This is a genomic window from Stutzerimonas stutzeri (genome assembly GCF_051028275.1).
Classification (GTDB): Bacteria; Pseudomonadota; Gammaproteobacteria; order Pseudomonadales; family Pseudomonadaceae; genus Stutzerimonas; species Stutzerimonas stutzeri_AS.
The window spans coordinates 674,527-691,637 of record NZ_CP069269.1; the positions used below are offsets into that span (position 1 = coordinate 674,527).

The following is a 17,111-nucleotide window of genomic DNA, read 5'->3' on the forward strand; positions in this document are numbered from 1 at the left end:
AAAGAGTGATGACTGAGTCGAGCAAATGTCATGCCTTTCGCGCCAAGGCGGTGCGCTGGGTAGGGCTTGCAGGCTAGCAGGTGCTTGGAGGGCCGGTTTGAGTGGGCTGGGTGTCCAGCTTTTATGCACTTGGATGGTGCGCTCGAGGGTTCTGGTGTTCTGTGTGACCCGGTTTGGTGCACCCAAAGCCCGGCTCGCTGCGGCGCGCTTCGCTTGATCTCATTACCGATGCGTTGAGGCCCACTCGGGTCGACCGGACGGTCACTGAAACAGATTGTTGCCAGCATCACGCTGCTTTATGGCCCTTTATCTCTTCCGAGCTGCTGGTTTGACGAGGGTGCAAGCGAGTGCCAATGTCAATCAGGCGAAGAGTTCCGATGCGCCGGCGGCCGTCGAGATTCCGACCGACTAGGCTGCAGCAGTCGGTGATCGCTCGGTGGCACCCCATAACAACAAGATCCACGGAGACGCCGCATTGAATCTACTGTTTCAGCAAGTGCTCAACGGGCTGACACTGGGCAGCATCTACGGGCTGGTCGCCCTTGGCCTGACGCTCGTCTACGGCATCCTGCACATTCCCAACTTCGCCCATGGCGCGCTTTACATGGTCGGCGCCTTCGCGTCCTACTTCTTCATGACCGACATGGGCCTGCATTACTGGATCGCCATGCTTGCGTCCGGTGTGGTGGTGGCGGTGCTGGCGGTGCTGTCGGAACGGCTGGTTTTCCATCCGTTGCGCAATGCGCCTCCGATTCACGACAAGATTGCAGCGATCGGCATCCTGCTGTTTCTCGAGGCGGTGGTGCAGATGCTCTGGGGCTCAGACTTCCGTCGCATGGCCTCGCCCTACGGTGGCATCCTCAATTTCGACGGGTTGATCATCCCTGAGCAGCGACTGCTGATCATCGTTGGTGCCTTTACGCTGATGCTGGCGCTGCACCTGTTTCTGCGCAAAACGATGCTTGGTTCAACCATCATCGCCATGGCGCAAAGCCGGGAAGGTGCTTTTCTCGTCGGCATCGACGCCAACCGCGTGGCAATGCTGACCTTCGCCATTTCCGGCATGCTCGCCGCATTCGCCGCCACCCTGTATGCGCCGATCAACCTGGTGTACCCGGCGATGGGGCACCTGGTGATCATGAAGGCCTTCGTGATCATCGTGCTCGGCGGCATGGGCAGCATTCCCGGCGCGATCATCGGGGCAATGATCCTCGGCTTCGCGGAGAGCTTCGGCGGCTTCTACCTGTCCTCCGATTACAAGGACATCATCGCCTTCTCGCTGCTGGTGGTGATTCTATCGTTGCGCCCGACCGGGCTGTTCGCCAAGGGGGCCCACTGATGCATTCTCTCGCCTCTTTCCTGACTGGGCGCGGCTGCAAGCTGGTTGTACTGGCCTTCGCCTTGGCGTTTCCGTTGTTCGCCAGAAGCGAATACCAGGTCTACGTGATGGCCAGTGCGTTCATCTGGGCTATCGCGGTGTACGGCCTGAATATCATCACGGGCTACTGTGGCCAGCTGAACCTGGCGCATGGCGGCTTCTTTGCCATTGGTGCCTATACCCTGGCCATTCTCACCGCCGATCACGGTTGGAATTTCTGGCCCGCGTTTCTGGCGGCGGCGCTGGTCTCGGCCGCCGTCGGAGCGCTGGTGGGCATCGTCTCGCTGAGGTTGAAGGAGCACTTCTTCGCCATCTTCACGCTGTGCGTCGGCTTCATCATCTATCTGCTGATCGACAAGTGGGAAGCGCTGACTCACGGTGCCATCGGTATTCGCGGTATTGCGGCGCCGGATGGCTTCGGGCTGGTGGATTTCAGCCAGACGGTGCCGTTCTACTACCTTGCGCTGCTGTTTCTGTTGCTGGCGATCTGGTTTGCCGGTCGCCTGGCGCGCTCGCTGCTGGGACGCACCTTCATGGCGATCCGCAACGGCGATGCGCTGGCCCAATCGCTGGGCATCGACCTGATGCGCAACAAGCTGCTGGCCTTCGTCCTCTCGACCAGCTATGCCGGCGTCGCCGGCGGGCTTTATGCATCGATGATTCGCTTCATCGGCCCGGAGGAGGCCAACCCCAACCACACCTTCGACATGATCACCTACCTGCTGGTGGGCGGCTTCGGCACCCTATTCGGGCCGCTGGCTGGCACTGTCGGGATCGTCTGGATCACCCAATCACTGCAGTTCCTCGAGGACTACCGGATGATCATCTTCGGACCACTGATCGTGGTGCTGGTGATCTTTATGCCGCGCGGGGTCATCGGCACCTTCCTAGGCTGGAAGCTGCGCAAGGACACCGAGGCAGCGCGGGCCCACGAGCCGCGTGCCGCCACTAAAGTCAGCCCAGGCAACGAGGTGAACAACAATGCTTAAGGTCGAAAACCTGACCAAGATGTTCGGCGGCCTGGCGGCGGTGCACGATGTCAGCATCGAGTTCGAGGCGCGCAAGATCAACGCCATCATCGGTCCCAACGGTGCCGGCAAGAGCACCTTCTTCAACCTGATTTCCGGGGTGCACAAGCCTAGTTCAGGGCGCATCCTGATCGATGGTCACGACGTATCGCGGATGCGCTGCGACCGCGTGGCACGGCTCGGCGTCGGTCGCACGTTCCAGACCACGCACCTGTTCGAGCAGGCCACCGTGTTGGACAACCTCATCGTCGGCCACCGCTTGCGGACCCGATCGGGTCTTTGGGATGTGCTGATCAACTCCAAGCGCCTGCAGCAGGAGGAGCGCGAGTGCCGCGAGAAGGCCCGCGCCGCGTTGGATTTCGTTGGCCTGGCGCACCTGGAAAATCGCGTGGTGCTGGATATCTCACAGGAGGAACGCAAGCGCGTCGCGTTTGCCCTGGCGCTGACAACCGAACCTAAGCTGGTGTTGCTCGACGAGCCGGCCGCAGGCGTCAATCCGGAGGAGACCGAAGGCCTGGCCCAGTTGATCCGCAAGATGCCCGAGCATGGCCTGACCGTGTGCCTGATCGAGCACAAGATGGACATGATCATGGGCCTGGCGGACAAGATCATGGTGCTCAACTACGGCGAGAAGATCGCCGAAGGCACGCCTGCCGAAATCAAGGCGAACCCTGCCGTCATCGAGGCCTACCTGGGGAGCGACTACGATGCTGCAGCTTGATCGTGTCGATGTCTGCTACGGCAGTTTCAAGGCGCTGACCCAGGTTTCGATGACGGTCGGTGCTGGCGAGCTGGTGGTGCTGCTTGGGGCTAACGGCGCGGGCAAGACCACCTTGTTCAATACCGTCAGCGGGCTGCTCAAGCCGACCGTCGGCAGTATCACGCTGGAGGGCAAGCGCATCGACGGGCTCAAGCCGTCAGCATTGGTCGCCACAGGCGTGGTGCACTGCCCAGAAGGGCGCAAGCTGTTCCCCCAGATGTCGGTGTCGCAGAACCTGGCGCTCGGTGCCTATCTGCATCGGCGTGACGGGGAGGGCAACAGGCGCAACCTGCAGGAAGTGCTCGATATGTTCCCTATCCTCCACGACAAGCGCAATCAGCCGGCCGGCTCACTGAGCGGTGGCCAACAGCAGATGGTGGCCATTGGGCGCGCCCTGATGAGTCGTCCTCGATTGCTGATGCTCGACGAACCCTCCCTGGGGCTTGCGCCGCTGGTGGTCAACCAGATGTTCGAGGTGATATCCCGCATCAACACATCCGGAACCAGCGTGCTGCTGGCCGAACAGAATGCGTTCGCGGCGCTGAAAATCGCCCATCGAGCCTATGTCATCGAGGGCGGCAGCCTGGTGATGGAAGGCGACCAGCAGGCCATGCTGGGTAATGAAGCGGTTCGCAAAGCCTACATCGGCGCCTGATCAGTCATGACCAAGGAGACACCATGAAAACACTCAAAACACTTGGACTGGCGATCGCTGCCCTGACTGCGGCCCAGGCCAGCGGCGTCTATGCCGAGCAGACGCTCAATATTGGTTTCACCGGGCCCCTCAGCGGTGGCGCTGCGCTCTATGGCGAAAACACCCTGTCCGGCCTGCGCATGGCGGTCGAGGACGCCAACGAGGCGGGCGGTTTGAAGATCGGCGACGAGACCTACAAGGTCAATCTCATCAGCCTGGACGACAAGTATTCCCCCAGCCAGGCAGCCACCAACGCCAAGCGCCTGGTGAAAGAATCAGACGCGGCTGCTGTGTTCGTTCCGCATACCGGCGGCGTATTCGCCCTGCAGGATTTCAACGTAGCCGATGGCTTTCTGATCATGGCTTACACCAGCGTACCCACGGTGACCGAGCAGGGTAATCCGTTGACGGTACGCATTCCGCCGGAGTTCACCGGATACGTCGACGCCTTTTCCGACTATGCGCTCAAGCATCAGGGCAAGACGCTCGGCATCGCCGGTGCGACCCACGAGTACGCCAAGATCTGGACCGACATGATGACCAAGGCCTGGGAAGAGAAGGGTGGCGAGGTGGTCGCCAGCAATCCCATGGACTACAACAAGTCGACCGATTTCTACACTGGCGTAAGCCGGGTAATCGCTTCCAACCCGGACGTAATGTTTGTCGGCGGCGCCTCGGAGCCGACCGGTCTGGTCATGCAGCAGGCCCGCCAGCTGGGCTTTCAGGGCGGCTTCATCGTGATGGACCAGGCCAAGCTGGATGAAATTGCTGCCGTCACGGGCGGCCTGGATCTGCTGGAAGGCGCGATCGGTGTGGTGCCACTGTCCGAATACGAAGGCGAGGCGGCCAAGGCTTTTGTCGAACGCTACAAACAGGCCCACGGCAAGATTCCGGGGTCGGAGGCGGCCTATAACTACCTGGCCTTCCATGCGCTGGCCAAGGCCATGGAGTTGGCTGGCAGCACCGAGCCGCAGCAGGTCCGCGCAAAGATGGCCGAGGCGATCAGCTCGCTGGATCCTAAATACAACCTCTATTCGATTCAGGGAATTACCGATAAGGGCGGTCTTATCACCCCGACCACCATGGCGGTGGTAGAAGACGGCAAAATCGTCCGCAAGGACATCGAGTAGCCCTCCGGTCCCGAACGGCCTGCAGGGCCGTTCAGCGATAAGCCCTCTGAGGCATCTACACCCCTGTGTCACGGTTTTTTGCTTGGCGATCAATCCTTGCCTGATTGCGCGCTGGCTTGCCGCCAGCGCCGAGCTGGCCCTGTCGTCCACACCGCGCCCGGCATAGGGTGTCTTGTCGTGATGTGCAGGGTGGTGTGAATGCTTATATGGGTCGCTTTTGCAGCCGGGCTGGTGCGGGGTTACAGCGGCTTCGGATTCGCGATGTTGCTGGCGCTGGGGCTGCTGACGCACCTCCCTCCGGCGCAAGTGGTCCCGGTGGCGCTGATGCTCGATCTGGTGTGCTCGATCACGCTGTGGCCGGCTGCGCTGCGCAACTTTCATCTACCGATTGGTACGCGCCTCATCTGCGGCATGCTGCTGGCCGTGCCGCTGGGCGCGTGGCTGCTGCGCTTGATACCGGCCGCCTGGATGACGCCCATCATCGCCCTGTTGTGTCTGTTGGGAGGGCTGCTGGTGTTGTATCGCCCGCCCGCGGTGCCGGCCGGCGGACCGAATAAGCTCGGCGCTCTGGCTGCAGGGCTTGCTTCAGGGCTTGCGATGACCATGGCTTCCGCAGGCGGGCCACCCTTGATTCTCTACCTGCTGCGCAGCGGGCTGAGTGCAGCGCATCTTCGGGGCACGGCGGTCCTGTTCTTTGTTGCAAGCAGCAGCTGTGCGCTGCTTGGGTTGTGGCTCTTCGGCCTCGTTGGCCATGATCACCTGACGCTGGCCGTCTCGCTACTTGTTCCGGCGCTCGTCGGCAATCTGGCCGGCCAGGTGCTGCACCGTTATTGGCAACCTTTTCCGATGCGGATGGTGGTCGGTGTGATTCTGGTGTTGAGCTCGGGCGCCATGCTTTGGCGAAGCCTTGCGAGGCTGGGCGGAACGGTGTGATCGGGGTTTGCATCCCAGGGCGGGAAAACGTTCGGCCCTGCAGACGATAGCGTTTCGCTGCAGGGCCGAATTTATCGATTTGCGGGTCGGGTCGGGGGACATCAAGCCGATAAGGCGCGATGGCGGCCGGTTACTGGTCCCGATCGATATTGAAGGGTGACCACGCCTGGCGCGTCGGCATCACTTCGAGCCGGTTGATGTTGATGTGATCAGGCAAGGTAGCGACATAGTAGATCTGCTCGGCAATGTCCTCCGCGGTCAGCGGAGTGGTGCCACGGTAAAGCTTGTCGGAGGCCTCCTGGTTGCCTTTGGTACGGACCAGCGTGAATTCGGTCTCGGCCATCCCCGGGGCGATGTCGGTGATACGCACGCCAGTGCCCAGGAGGTCACAGCGAAGGTTGTAGCTGAATTGCTCCACGAACGCCTTGGTGGCGCCATAGACGTGGCCACCCGGATAAGGCCAGTGGCCGGCGACCGAACCAATGCTGATGATGCTCGAACCCTTGCCGGTCTCGATCAGGCGCGGTAGCAGCGCATGGGTCACGTTCACCAGGCCGGTCACATTGGTGTCGATCATGGTGTGCCAGTCGGCCAGATCCACCTTTTGCGCGGGCTCTGGCGCGAGCGCCAGGCCGGCGTTATTGATCAGCGACCTGATCTCGCGAAAGCCCTCGGGCAGCTCGGCAATCACCTGCTTCACTGCCTCGGCATCGCGGACATCGAGCGCGGCGATATGCACCGGAACCTTGGCCGATAGCTCTTCCTTCAACGCTTCGAGCCGCTCCTGGCGGCGCCCGGTCAGAACCAGCGCCCAGCCAGCCTCGGCGAAGCGGCGGGCAGTGGCGCGGCCGAAGCCGGATGTCGCACCCGTGATAAACACCACGTTGTTCATGCAGGATCCTCTTGTCTGTTCGGGTAGACGGGCCGTACGCGGCCGACGGGGAGAGCTTACTGCGACTGGCTGCCTAGGGCAGCAGCCAGTTGCCCAGGGTGTATGGGTCAGGGGGATACGCGGCAGGGTGGCTGAGCGCCCGCCGCTTCAGGCCAGTTCGAGAAAGCGCCGCACCCGCTCGGTCGATGGCTTGGTGAAGAATGTTTCCGGATCGGCCTTCTCGATGATCCGGCCTTTTTCGAGAAACACCACCTGATCGGACACGGCGCGGGCGAACTCCATTTCGTGGGTGACCACGATCATGGTGTAGCCCTCGCAAGACAGGGTCTTCATCACCTGTAGCACCTCGCCAACGCGCTCAGGGTCGAGAGCCGAAGTGGGTTCGTCAAACAACATCACCTCGGGGCTCATCGCCAGTGCGCGAGCGATGGCCACGCGCTGCTTCTGCCCGCCTGACAACGTGTAGGGGTAGGCGTCGGCCTTTTTCTCCATGCCGACCTTTTCCAGCAGCGCCAGGGCCAGCGTGCGCGCTTCGTCCTTGCGCATGCCTTTGACCTGCACCGGCGACTCCATGATGTTCTCCAGCACGGTAAAGTGCGGCCACAGGTTGAACCCCTGGAACACCATGCCGGTGCGTGCGCGCAGGGCGGCCAGCGCCTTGTTGCTCATCTTGCGGCCGTTGGCATCGACACCGATGCGTTCGCCGGCGATATGGATGCTGCCGCGGTCAGGCTCCTCCAGCCAATTGATGCAGCGCAGCATGGTCGATTTGCCCGAACCGGACGAGCCCAACACGCTGACCACTTCGCCCTTGTTCACGGTCAGCTGGATGTCACGCAGCACTTCCACGCCATCAAAGCTCTTGGACAGGCGCTCGATGCGCACGGCAGGTACTTCAGACATGCTCGAATCCTCGTTTGGCGCCGAACCGGCCGGCCCACTTGAGCGCCAGTTCCAGGCAAATACTGATAAGCCAGTAGAGCGCGATGACCACCACGAACACCTCCATCGGAATGAAGTAAGTGGCCTGCACTGAATTGGCTGCGGCGGTCAGCTCCCGCACGGTGATGATGGTGAGAAAGGCGGTGTCCTTGAGCGCCAGAATGAGCAGGTTGCCCATCAGCGGTCGGGTCTTGATCACCAGCTGCGGCAGTACAATGCGCCGGTACAGTCTGAAACCGGTGAAGCCGTACGCCTTGGCCGCTTCAACCTGGCCCGCCGGCAGCACCAGGCGGGCGCCGCGCAGCACCTCGCCGAAATACGCGGCGTAATAGACGGTCAGCGCGATCAGCCCGGCGGTCCAGGCGTCGAGTCGCATGCCGAGGCTCGGCAGTCCGTAGTGGAGCAGGTACGCCAGGATCAGAAAGGGCAGCATGCGCATGCAGTCAATGAATCCGCGCAGCAGCCAGGTGAGCGGGTTGCGCCGCTCCAGCCAGAAGGCGAACAGGCAACCCGTGGCAAAGGCCACGGTAATCGACAGGCCGAACAGAAGCAGCGTGTTGAGGAATCCGTCGAGAAAGGCCTGACGTGCATCCCAGATGATGGCCCATTCGCTCATGTCGGTCTCCTCACATGGCCAGCCGGTTGGCTTTGCGTTCAGCAATCGCCTGGACACGAAGCAGCACGCCTATGATCAGCATGTAAAACAGCGCTGCGGCGAGTATTGGCGGCAGTGGCTCGTAGGTAACTGCGGTGATCCGGTTGGTCACACGGGTCAGGTCGACGATCCCGATCACTGCGATTGCCGGGCTGCTTTTGATGATGAATGTCATCTCGTTCACCAGCCCCGGCAGGCTGCTGGTGAACATCTGCGGCAGCATGATGCGACGAAAGAAGGTGGGCCCTGTCATGCCGCAGGCCAGCGCCGCCTCGCGCTGGTCGCGTGAAAAGCTGAGAAAGGCGGCGCGCCAGACCTCGGCGTTGAACGCAGCGGTATTGAGCGTCATTGCGAGAATCGCCGCAGTGTTGCGATCAAGGCCCATGCCCAGCGTTGGTGCGGTGAGAAAGATGAACAGCACCAGGGTGACCAGTGGTGTGGCACGCGCCAGGCTCACGTAGAGCACCAGCGCCTGGTCGACGAAGGGAATCCGAGCCATGCGCACCAGTGCGACCCCAAGTCCCAGCACCACGCCGATGGCTATGGCGATGCCCGAGATCCACAGCGTGGTCCAGGCACCCTCGAGCAGCAGCAACCAGGCCTGTCCGTTCATGGGAGACGATCCTTGATCAGTTCGCAGGGCACGATGCAACGCATCATGAAGGTGGGAGCACGCCCCGAAGGGTCTTAGCAAGGCCGGGGCCAGTTTGGTCCGTCGGCCTTGCCAGAGCGGGCTGGGTCAGTCCATCCCGGCCAGCGAGTGGAATTGTTCGACGCTCTTGATCGGCTCTTTCGGCAGGTTCGGGAAGGATTCGCCGAACCACTTGGTCTGCAGTTCGGCCAGACGGCCATTGTCGCGAATGTGGTTCATGAATCCGGTGAAGAACTCCAACAGCTCAGGGCTCTGCTTAGAAACCGGCCAGGCGGCGAAGCCGTCGCCAGACACCGCGATGCCCTTGGCGAAGGTGTCGCCGCGGGTCTTGATCAGGTCGTTCACCGAGATCAGCGCATTGACTACGTAGTCCAGCCGCCCATTGGCCAGATCGGCGTAGGCCTCGGGGTAGGACTGGTATTCCACCACCTCACCCATTTCGCAGTTTTCGGCGGCCATCATTTTCTTCAGTTCAGGGAGGCGCGCGAGCAGGGCGCTGCCGGCTTGCACGCCAACGGTCTTGCCGCATAGGCTGGCGATGTCCGAGAGCCGATCGTCCCCGGCGCGCTTGGCATAGAAGTGCTGCGCCGAAGCGAACGGGGGAGCGAAGTCGAACACCCGCAGGCGGTCATCTGTAACCAGCGCGCCGGTGAAGGCAGCGTCGTATTGGCCGGACGACACCGATGCGAGCAGCCCGGTCCACGGCAGGATCTCCTGGCGTACGTCGAAACCCTCCTCCTTGGCGTAGGCCTTGAGGTCCTCGAGAAGCGCCTTGTGGAAGCCCTCCGGCTTGCCGTCGACGATATAGTTGAATGGTGCGTAGTCGTCCTCGGTGGCGACGGTCATGTAGCCGCGCGACTTGACCTCCTCCAGGTCCTTGGCCTGCACGCTGGCTGCGAGCGCAGCCGACAGCACGCAGCCGGCCAGCGTCAGGGTGCGCAGCAGATTGCCCGATTTGGCGGTAACCGAATCCTTGCTTGAATGCGTCATGTCATTTGCTCCAGTTCGACGGTAGGCATGCCTGTCAGCGGCGCTGAACGGCGGCGTGCTTTCACCTTAGGAGCCGGTTCGCTCGCAACGATAGGTGCAGTTGACCGTTTTCGGCTGGCCAGTCGAAAGGGCATCCCCTTCAGCGCTGGCACGTCTGCGCGGCTCGTGGCGCCGGTCCTTTGGCCCCTGCGTCGCTACCCGCTCGCCGTGGCGCAGTCCTTGCTTTGCCTCGTGCTGATGCCTGCCAAGGGGACGAGCCATGATCGATCACTACATCCACCTGGACTTTGATCAGCAGAGGGGCTTGCAGGAGCAGCTGCGCGAAACGCTGGTCTCGACGATCCTCAGCGGCGGCTTTCCGGCCGACGAGCCGCTGCCCTCATGCCGTAAGCTGTCCCAGCAGCTGGCCGTGTCGCGCAACACCGTTGCGCTGGTCTACGAGAGCCTGCTGGACAATGGCTATCTGGTCAGCAGGCCGCGCAGCGGGTACTACCTGCACCCGGACTACCAGTCGGGTGACGTGCCGTCCGAGGTCTCGCGCATGCCCTTGCTGCACGAAGGCGACGGGGCTTCGAAGTTGACGGACGAACGCGCACCAGACTGGAGCGCTCGGCTGAAGATGCAGCCCAGCCTGAAACACGGCGTGCTGCGACCAAGCAACTGGACCCGCTACCCGTACCCTTTCGTCTATGGCCAGCCGATCCGAGAGCTTTTTCCGCTGGAGCGCTGGCGCGAGGTGTCCCGGTCGTTGCTGCGCGGCGACCGCGAACCGTGCTGGATGAACGACCGTTTCGACCGTGACGACGAAATGCTCATCGAGCAGCTGCGTACCCGGGTGCTACCCAAGCGAGGGATATGGGCTCGCTCGGATGAAATCCTCGTCACCCTCGGGTCGCAGAATGCACTGTATCTGCTCGCTACGCTGCTCATGGACAAGGGCGTGCGGGTGGCCATGGAGAACCCCGGCTTTCGCGACGCGCTGAGCCTGTTCGAACTGCGCGGCGCCGAGGTGCAACTGCAGCCGGTCGACGAACAAGGACTGGTGGTCGACAACCGGCTCCACGGCTGCGGCTACCTGTACGTCACGCCCGGCCACCAGGTGCCTACGGGTGTCGCCATGAGCGCGTCGCGCCGCACCACGCTGCTGCGTCAGATCCGGCAGCACGACCAGGTGGTGATCGAAGATGATTACGATGCCGAGTTCAACCTCGACCATCAGGCTCAGCCGGCGCTCAAGGCCGGTGACACCAGTGGCCGGGTGATCTACATGAGCAGCCTGTCGAAGGCCTTTTCGCCAGGGCTGCGTATCGGTTACCTGGTGGCCGACGCCGAGCTCATCGACGAGCTGCGCGCGCTGCGCCGACTGATGTACCGCCACCCGCCGCTGAACAACCAGCGCATGCTGGCCGAGTTTCTAGCTCAGGGACACTACGACGCGCACCTGCGACGCTTTCGTGAAGAGCACCGGCGTCGCCGCGACACGCTCCGCCTGGCGCTGGAAGAGGCGATGCCCGGCTGCCAACCCATGGGTAGCCCAGGCGCCAGTGCTTTCTGGTTACGCGCCCCAGAGGGCATCGACACCCAACGCCTGGCCTGGGCTGCAGCCCAGCAGGGCGTGCTGTTCGAGGCCGGCGCGCAGTTTTTCTTCAGCGATGCACCGCCGGTTCATTTCATGCGTATGGGCTTCCATGCCATCGACGCAGCCCGGATCGGCGAGGGGGCACGGGTTCTCGGCCGGGTGCTGGATCGGTTGTAGCCGTCGATTGGCACGGCTTTGTGTAAAACGAACCTGTTCGTAGTCCCCTAGGCCAGACTCCGCCTGGAGAAGTCGCCGATCACGTCATCGAGAATCGCCAGCGCTTCGTTCACTTCGGCGGGCGAGACGATGCACGGCGGCACCACGTGCAGACGGTTCTCGACGGTGAAGGTAAGCAGGCCGCGCGCCTGGAACGCCGCTTTCATCTGAGCCACTACTGGCGCGGCCAGCGGCGTCTTGCGTTGACGATCGGAGACGAACTCGAGCGCCCAGAACAACCCGACCCCGCGGACTTCGCCGATCAGCTCGTGGCGATGGGCAAGCGCCTGCAACCCAGGGCCCAGCACCTCCTGGCCGATCTGCCGGGCGTTGGCGACCATGTCTTCTTCGGCCATGGCATCGAGCGTGGCGACGATGGCTGCCATTGCCAGCGGATGGCCGGAGTAGGTCAGACCTCCAGGGAAGAAACGTGTCTCGAAGAACTCGGCGATCGGGCGCGAGATCATCACGCCTCCGGCCGGCACGTAGCCGGAGTTGACACCCTTGGCGAAGGTGATCAGGTCCGGCGCCACACCGAAGTTGTCCAGCGCCAGCCACTGGCCTGTACGGCCGAACCCCGCCATGACCTCATCGAAGATCAGCACGATGCCGAACTCGTCGCACAGGGCGCGCACGCCTTGCAGGTAGCCTTCCGGTGGCACCAGCACGCCGGCCGTACCGGGAATGGTTTCGAGGATGATCGCGGCGATAGCCGCTGGACCTTCGCATTCGATCACTCGTCGCAGGTGATGCAAGGCCCGGTGACACTCCTCGGCTTCGTCGCGGGCATGGAATTCGCTGCGGTACAGGTAAGGGTTGAAGAAGTGCACATGGCCCCGGGCGAACTCGTTCGGTACGCGGCGTGGGTCACCGGTGGCGACGATGGCTGCGCCGGTGCTGCCATGGTACGAACGATAAGCCGATAGGATTTTGTCGCGCCCCGTGAACTGCCGGGCCATGCGCATGGCGTTCTCATTGGCGTCCGCTCCGGCATTGGTGAAGAACACCTTGCTGAAGCCGTCCGGTGCGCGGGCAAGGATGCGCTTGGCCGCTTCGCCGCGCATCAGGTTGGCGGTGGCCGGTGCAACGGTACAGAGGCTGTCCGCCTGGGCTCTGATCGCCGCGATCACCTTTGGGTGTTGATGGCCGATGTTGGTATTGACCAGCTGACTGCTGAAGTCCAGATAACGGGTCCCCTCATGATCCCACAAGCGACACCCGTCCCCGCCCGCGATCACCAGGGGGTTCAGTGCGCCCTGGATGGACCAGGAATGAAACACGTGCTGGCGGTCCAGCGTACGGACGTAGTCATTAGTGACGGCTGAGTTCATGAAAGCCTCGACGAAGTGGCACTTGCGCCGAAGGGGTCGGCGCGGGTGGCTTCACCATAGAAACAAAGACGCAAGCGCCCGTAGGGCCAGTTGACGGAGGTGCCTGGGCCAGCAGCCGCAGCCGGCTGACACAGGGCCAGGCGGTAACTGGCCTTAGGCCGCGGCCGGATTCGGGCTAGGCTGAGGGTTCATACAGACTGATGAGGATTGCCCATGGCCCATGCGTTCGAGGTTGCCGCGAGCTCAGCTGATGTCGACCATGCCACCTTCGACACGCCGGCCATCCGCCAGGCGCGCATCGACCTTGCGGCCTGTTTCCGGATGGCAGCGCAGCTTGGGATGGGCGAGGGCATCTGCAACCACTTCTCCTTTGTGGTGCCGGGCCATGATGACCTGTTTCTGGTCAATCCCTACGGTTTGGCATTTTGCGAGGTTACCGCCTCGTCGTTGTTGATTTGCGATTTTGAGGGGCATGTGCTGGTTGGGGAGGGGCGGCCGGAGGCCACTGCGTTCTACATCCACGCGCCCTTGCATCGTCTGAATCGAAGGGCGCGCGCCGCGTTTCATACCCACATGCCTCACGCCACAGCGCTATGCCTGCTGGAGGGCGAGCCCTTTGTCTGGGCGGGGCAGACGGCGCTGAAATTCTACGACCGACTGGTCTCCGATGAAGCCTATAACGGCCTGGCGTTGGACGTCACCGAGGGCGAGCGGATCGCACGTGCCGCTGGAGAGGCCGATGTGGTCATGCTGAAAAATCATGGCCCGCTGGTACTAGGCCCCACCATTGCCGAAGCCTGGGATGACCTCTACTACCTGGAGCGGGCCGCGGAGGTTCAGCTCAAGGCGATGGGCAGCGGCAGGCCATTGAAGCCCGTCGCGGCCGACATTGCCCGAGCGGCCAGCCAGCAGATGCTCGACGGCAATGCCGAGAGCGCCAGGCTGCACCTTGAAAGCATCAAGCGGCAACTGATACGCAGTGAGCCCGAGTTCGCGTCCTGACGGCGTCCTGCTTCCGGTAGAGATCAGATCGCCACCAGGCCGCGCACGCCGTCAGCCTCCATCGTGTCGCCGCGACCCTGCTGGATGATCTCGCCTCGGCTCATCACCAGGTATTGGTCGGCCAGCTCCGCCGCGAAGTCATAAAATTGCTCGACCAGCAGGATCGCCATGTCGCCGCGTTCGGCGAGCTTCTTGATCACCACGCCGATCTCCTTGATCACCGAGGGCTGGATGCCTTCGGTGGGTTCGTCGAGGATCAGCAGGCGCGGTTTGCTTGCCAGGGCGCGGCCGATCGCCAGCTGCTGTTGCTGGCCGCCGGACAGGTCGCCGCCGCGGCGGTGCTTCATTTCCCTGAGAACGGGGAACAGCTCGTAGATAAACTCGGGCACTTCCTTGGCGTCCCTGGCACTGAAGCGGGACAGCCCCATCAGCAGGTTCTCCTCGACCGTCAGCCGGCCGAAGATTTCGCGGCCCTGCGGCACGTAGGCGATGCCGGCCTGCACGCGCTGGTGGGGCTTGAACCCGGTGATCGGCTTGGCCTCCCAGTTCACCGCGCCTTCCTTGGCCGGGATCAGGCCCATCAGGCATTTGAGCAGCGTGGTCTTGCCGACACCGTTGCGGCCCAGCAGGCAAGTCACTTCGCCGATCTTGGCGTCGAACGAGAGGCCGCGCAGGATATGGCTGCCGCCGTAGTACTGATGCAGTTGCTGGACTTGCAGCATGTGTGACTCCTTCACTTTGGTGGACAAGCCTCTGGCGTTATCCACCCTACGATTAGGTTGCGATGATGCGGACGCCGGCGTCCGGCCTGGCCTACTCGGTACGCGGTGGAAAAGGCTTCGCCGTTTTCCACCCTACGTTCGTCGGGCGTAGGGTGGATGACGCTTCACCCATCCACCTCCGAATCAATTACCGGCCCAGATACACCTCGATCACCCGCTCATCGTTCTGCACGGTTTCAAGCGAGCCCTCGGCCAGCACCTGGCCCTGATGGAGCACCGTGACGTGGTCTGCAATGGTGTCGACGAAGCCCATGTCGTGCTCGACCACCATCAGTGAGTGCTTGCGCGCCAGGCTCTTGAACAGCTCGGCAGTGAACTCGGTTTCGGCGTCGGTCATGCCGGCGACCGGCTCGTCCAGCAGGAGCAGCTGCGGGTCTTGCATCAGGAGCATTCCGATCTCCAGGAACTGCTTCTGCCCGTGGGACAGCAGCCCAGCCGGGCGATTGCGTGACGCTTGCAGGCGAATGGTCTCGAGAACTTCGTCGATGCGGTCTTTCTGCGCGCCCGAAAGCCTGGCCCTGAGGCTGGCCCACACAGACTTGTCGGTCTTCTGCGCCAGTTCCAGGTTCTCGAACACCGAGAGTGCTTCGAACACTGTGGGCTTCTGGAACTTGCGACCGATTCCGGATTGGGCAATCTCGACTTCACTCATGCGCGTCAGATCGAGCGTGTCGCCGAAGAAAGCCGTGCCGCTGTCAGGACGGGTCTTGCCGGTGATGACGTCCATCATGGTGGTCTTGCCAGCGCCGTTGGGGCCGATGATGCAGCGCAGTTCACCGACGCCGATGTAGAGGCTGAGGTTTGTCAACGCCTTGAAGCCGTCGAAGCTGACGTTGATGTCTTCCAGGCTGAGGATGGTCCCGTGACGGGCGTCCAGGCCGGCGCCTTTCGCACGGCCGAGGCCGATGGCGTCGCGACCGCTGCCGTTGACATCGGGTCGGTCAAGGTCAGCGATGAGTTCAGGTACGGGTGCGGTTTTCATGCTTCGCCCCTCCGCTTGACGAGCCCGATGACGCCCTTGGGCAGGTACAGGGTAACGACGATAAACAGCGCGCCCAGGGCGAACAGCCAGTACTCCGGGAAGGCCACCGTGAACCAGCTCTTCATGCCGTTGACGATGCCAGCGCCCAGCAGCGGGCCGATCAGCGTGCCGCGTCCGCCAAGGGCAACCCAGACGGCGGCCTCGATGGACTGCGTCGGTGCCATTTCGCTCGGGTTGATGATGCCCACCTGCGGCACGTAGAGCGCGCCAGCCAGGCCGCAGAGCACTGCCGATAGCGTCCAGATGAACAGCTTGTAGCCGTGTGGATCGTAGCCGCAGAACATCAGGCGGTTCTCCGCGTCGCGAAGAGCGGTCAGCACGCGACCGAACTTGCTGTGTGCCAAGCGCCAGCCCAGGAACAGGCTGCCCACAAGCAGGGCGACGGTGGCGAAAAACAGCGTGGCCCGAGTTGCGGGGGCCGAGATCGAGAAGCCGAGGATGGTCTTGAAGTCGGTAAAGCCGTTGTTACCGCCAAATCCCGTCTCGTTGCGGAAGAACAGCAGCATACCGGCGAAGGTCAGCGCCTGGGTCATGATCGAGAAGTACACGCCCTTGATCCGCGAGCGGAAGGCGAAGAAGCCGAAGACGAAAGCCAGCAGCCCTGGCACCAGCACCACCAAGCACATGGCCCAGAGAAAGCTGGAGGTCCCGTACCAGTACCAGGGCAGTTCGGTCCAGGCGAGGAAGCTCATGAAGGCGGGCAGCCCATCGCCGGCACTTTCGCGCATCAGGTACATGCCCATGGCGTAGCCGCCAAGCGCAAAGAACAGACCGTGGCCGAGCGACAACAGGCCGGCGTAGCCCCAGACGAGATCAAGCGCCAGCGCGACGATGGCGTAGCAAAGGATCTTGCCGACCAGCGTGAGGGTGTAGGCCGACACATGGAAGGCATGGTCCGCAGGGAGCAGGTGCAACAGCGGCATGGCCAACAGGACGATGAGTACGACGCCCAGTGCGACGGCGGTGACTTTTGGCCCGGCTTTTTGTGTGGCGGTGAGGGTGAGTGGCTGGTTCATGCGCAGCTCTCCTGCAGGAGCGAGCTTGCTCGCGAACGAAGGGTTATTAACTGCACGCAAGCCGATACGCATGAAAGGCGTGGCGTAAC

General features: G+C 62.6%; 17 protein-coding genes. 8 read left to right on the forward strand and 9 right to left on the reverse strand.

Annotated features, from left to right (window positions below; translation table 11 throughout):
• Positions 1–475: 475 nt before the first annotated feature.
• The 6 genes from JQR87_RS03015 to JQR87_RS03040 all read left to right on the forward strand — a co-directional run bounded on the left by JQR87_RS03015 (position 476) and on the right by JQR87_RS03040 (position 5,923).
• Positions 476–1,339, forward strand: a complete 864-nt coding sequence (locus JQR87_RS03015; RefSeq protein WP_407292717.1) for a branched-chain amino acid ABC transporter permease — start codon at positions 476–478, stop codon at positions 1,337–1,339.
• Positions 1,339–2,367 (forward strand): branched-chain amino acid ABC transporter permease, encoded by a 1,029-nt coding sequence (locus tag JQR87_RS03020; protein WP_407292715.1) that lies wholly within the window; start codon positions 1,339–1,341, stop codon positions 2,365–2,367. The genes JQR87_RS03015 and JQR87_RS03020 overlap by 1 nt, the downstream gene beginning before the upstream one ends.
• Complete coding sequence (locus tag JQR87_RS03025; protein ID WP_407292713.1) at positions 2,360–3,127, forward strand: ABC transporter ATP-binding protein; 768 nt, start codon at positions 2,360–2,362, stop codon at positions 3,125–3,127. The genes JQR87_RS03020 and JQR87_RS03025 overlap by 8 nt, the downstream gene beginning before the upstream one ends.
• A complete protein-coding gene (locus JQR87_RS03030) occupies positions 3,114–3,821 on the forward strand; it encodes an ABC transporter ATP-binding protein (protein WP_407292711.1) in 708 nt (235 codons plus the stop codon). The genes JQR87_RS03025 and JQR87_RS03030 overlap by 14 nt, the downstream gene beginning before the upstream one ends.
• 23 nt (positions 3,822–3,844) lie before the next feature.
• The gene (locus JQR87_RS03035) at positions 3,845–4,990 is read left to right on the forward strand and encodes an ABC transporter substrate-binding protein (RefSeq protein ID WP_407292709.1); all 1,146 of its coding nucleotides are present in this window, start codon (positions 3,845–3,847) and stop codon (positions 4,988–4,990) included.
• 198 nt (positions 4,991–5,188) lie between these two features.
• The gene (locus JQR87_RS03040; RefSeq protein WP_407292707.1) at positions 5,189–5,923 is read left to right on the forward strand and encodes a sulfite exporter TauE/SafE family protein; all 735 of its coding nucleotides are present in this window, start codon (positions 5,189–5,191) and stop codon (positions 5,921–5,923) included.
• Between the two features lie 130 nt (positions 5,924–6,053).
• On the opposite strand, the gene JQR87_RS03045 is transcribed toward JQR87_RS03040, so the two are convergent.
• The 5 genes from JQR87_RS03045 to JQR87_RS03065 all read right to left on the reverse strand — a co-directional run bounded on the left by JQR87_RS03045 (position 6,054) and on the right by JQR87_RS03065 (position 10,054).
• On the reverse strand, positions 6,054–6,815 hold the full coding sequence (locus tag JQR87_RS03045) for an SDR family oxidoreductase (RefSeq protein WP_407292705.1): 762 nt from the start codon (positions 6,813–6,815) through the stop codon (positions 6,054–6,056).
• Between the two features lie 147 nt (positions 6,816–6,962).
• Complete coding sequence (locus JQR87_RS03050) at positions 6,963–7,718, reverse strand: amino acid ABC transporter ATP-binding protein (protein WP_407292703.1); 756 nt, start codon at positions 7,716–7,718, stop codon at positions 6,963–6,965.
• Entirely contained in the window at positions 7,711–8,373 is a 663-nt protein-coding gene (locus JQR87_RS03055) for an amino acid ABC transporter permease (RefSeq protein ID WP_407292701.1), read from the reverse strand. Before JQR87_RS03055 ends, JQR87_RS03050 begins: the two co-directional genes overlap by 8 nt.
• Positions 8,374–8,383: 10 nt before the next feature.
• Positions 8,384–9,025 carry an amino acid ABC transporter permease gene (locus tag JQR87_RS03060; protein WP_407292699.1) on the reverse strand — a complete coding sequence of 214 codons (642 nt, stop codon included), beginning with the start codon at positions 9,023–9,025 and terminating at the stop codon, positions 8,384–8,386.
• 126 nt (positions 9,026–9,151) lie between these two features.
• Positions 9,152–10,054, reverse strand: a complete 903-nt coding sequence (locus tag JQR87_RS03065) for a transporter substrate-binding domain-containing protein (RefSeq protein ID WP_407292697.1) — start codon at positions 10,052–10,054, stop codon at positions 9,152–9,154.
• Positions 10,055–10,313: 259 nt separating this feature from the next.
• Between JQR87_RS03065 and JQR87_RS03070 the strand changes: the two genes are divergently transcribed.
• Positions 10,314–11,810, forward strand: a complete 1,497-nt coding sequence (locus JQR87_RS03070; protein ID WP_407292695.1) for a PLP-dependent aminotransferase family protein — start codon at positions 10,314–10,316, stop codon at positions 11,808–11,810.
• 47 nt (positions 11,811–11,857) lie between these two features.
• Here JQR87_RS03070 and JQR87_RS03075 read toward each other — a convergent pair whose 3' ends face one another.
• Entirely contained in the window at positions 11,858–13,180 is a 1,323-nt protein-coding gene (locus JQR87_RS03075) for an aspartate aminotransferase family protein (RefSeq protein ID WP_407292694.1), read from the reverse strand.
• 213 nt (positions 13,181–13,393) lie between these two features.
• On the opposite strand from JQR87_RS03075, the gene JQR87_RS03080 reads away from it, so the two are divergent.
• Entirely contained in the window at positions 13,394–14,182 is a 789-nt protein-coding gene (locus JQR87_RS03080) for an aldolase (protein WP_407292692.1), read from the forward strand.
• 23 nt (positions 14,183–14,205) lie between these two features.
• Here the strand turns inward: JQR87_RS03080 and urtE are convergent, their stop codons facing one another.
• The 3 genes from urtE to urtC all read right to left on the reverse strand — a co-directional run bounded on the left by urtE (position 14,206) and on the right by urtC (position 17,022).
• The gene (urtE, locus tag JQR87_RS03085; RefSeq protein WP_407292690.1) at positions 14,206–14,904 is read right to left on the reverse strand and encodes an urea ABC transporter ATP-binding subunit UrtE; all 699 of its coding nucleotides are present in this window, start codon (positions 14,902–14,904) and stop codon (positions 14,206–14,208) included.
• A gap of 187 nt (positions 14,905–15,091) precedes the next feature.
• The gene (urtD, locus tag JQR87_RS03090; RefSeq protein WP_407292688.1) at positions 15,092–15,946 is read right to left on the reverse strand and encodes an urea ABC transporter ATP-binding protein UrtD; all 855 of its coding nucleotides are present in this window, start codon (positions 15,944–15,946) and stop codon (positions 15,092–15,094) included.
• Positions 15,943–17,022, reverse strand: a complete 1,080-nt coding sequence (gene urtC, locus JQR87_RS03095) for an urea ABC transporter permease subunit UrtC (protein ID WP_407292686.1) — start codon at positions 17,020–17,022, stop codon at positions 15,943–15,945. The genes urtD and urtC overlap by 4 nt, the downstream gene beginning before the upstream one ends.
• Positions 17,023–17,111 lie beyond the last annotated feature (89 nt).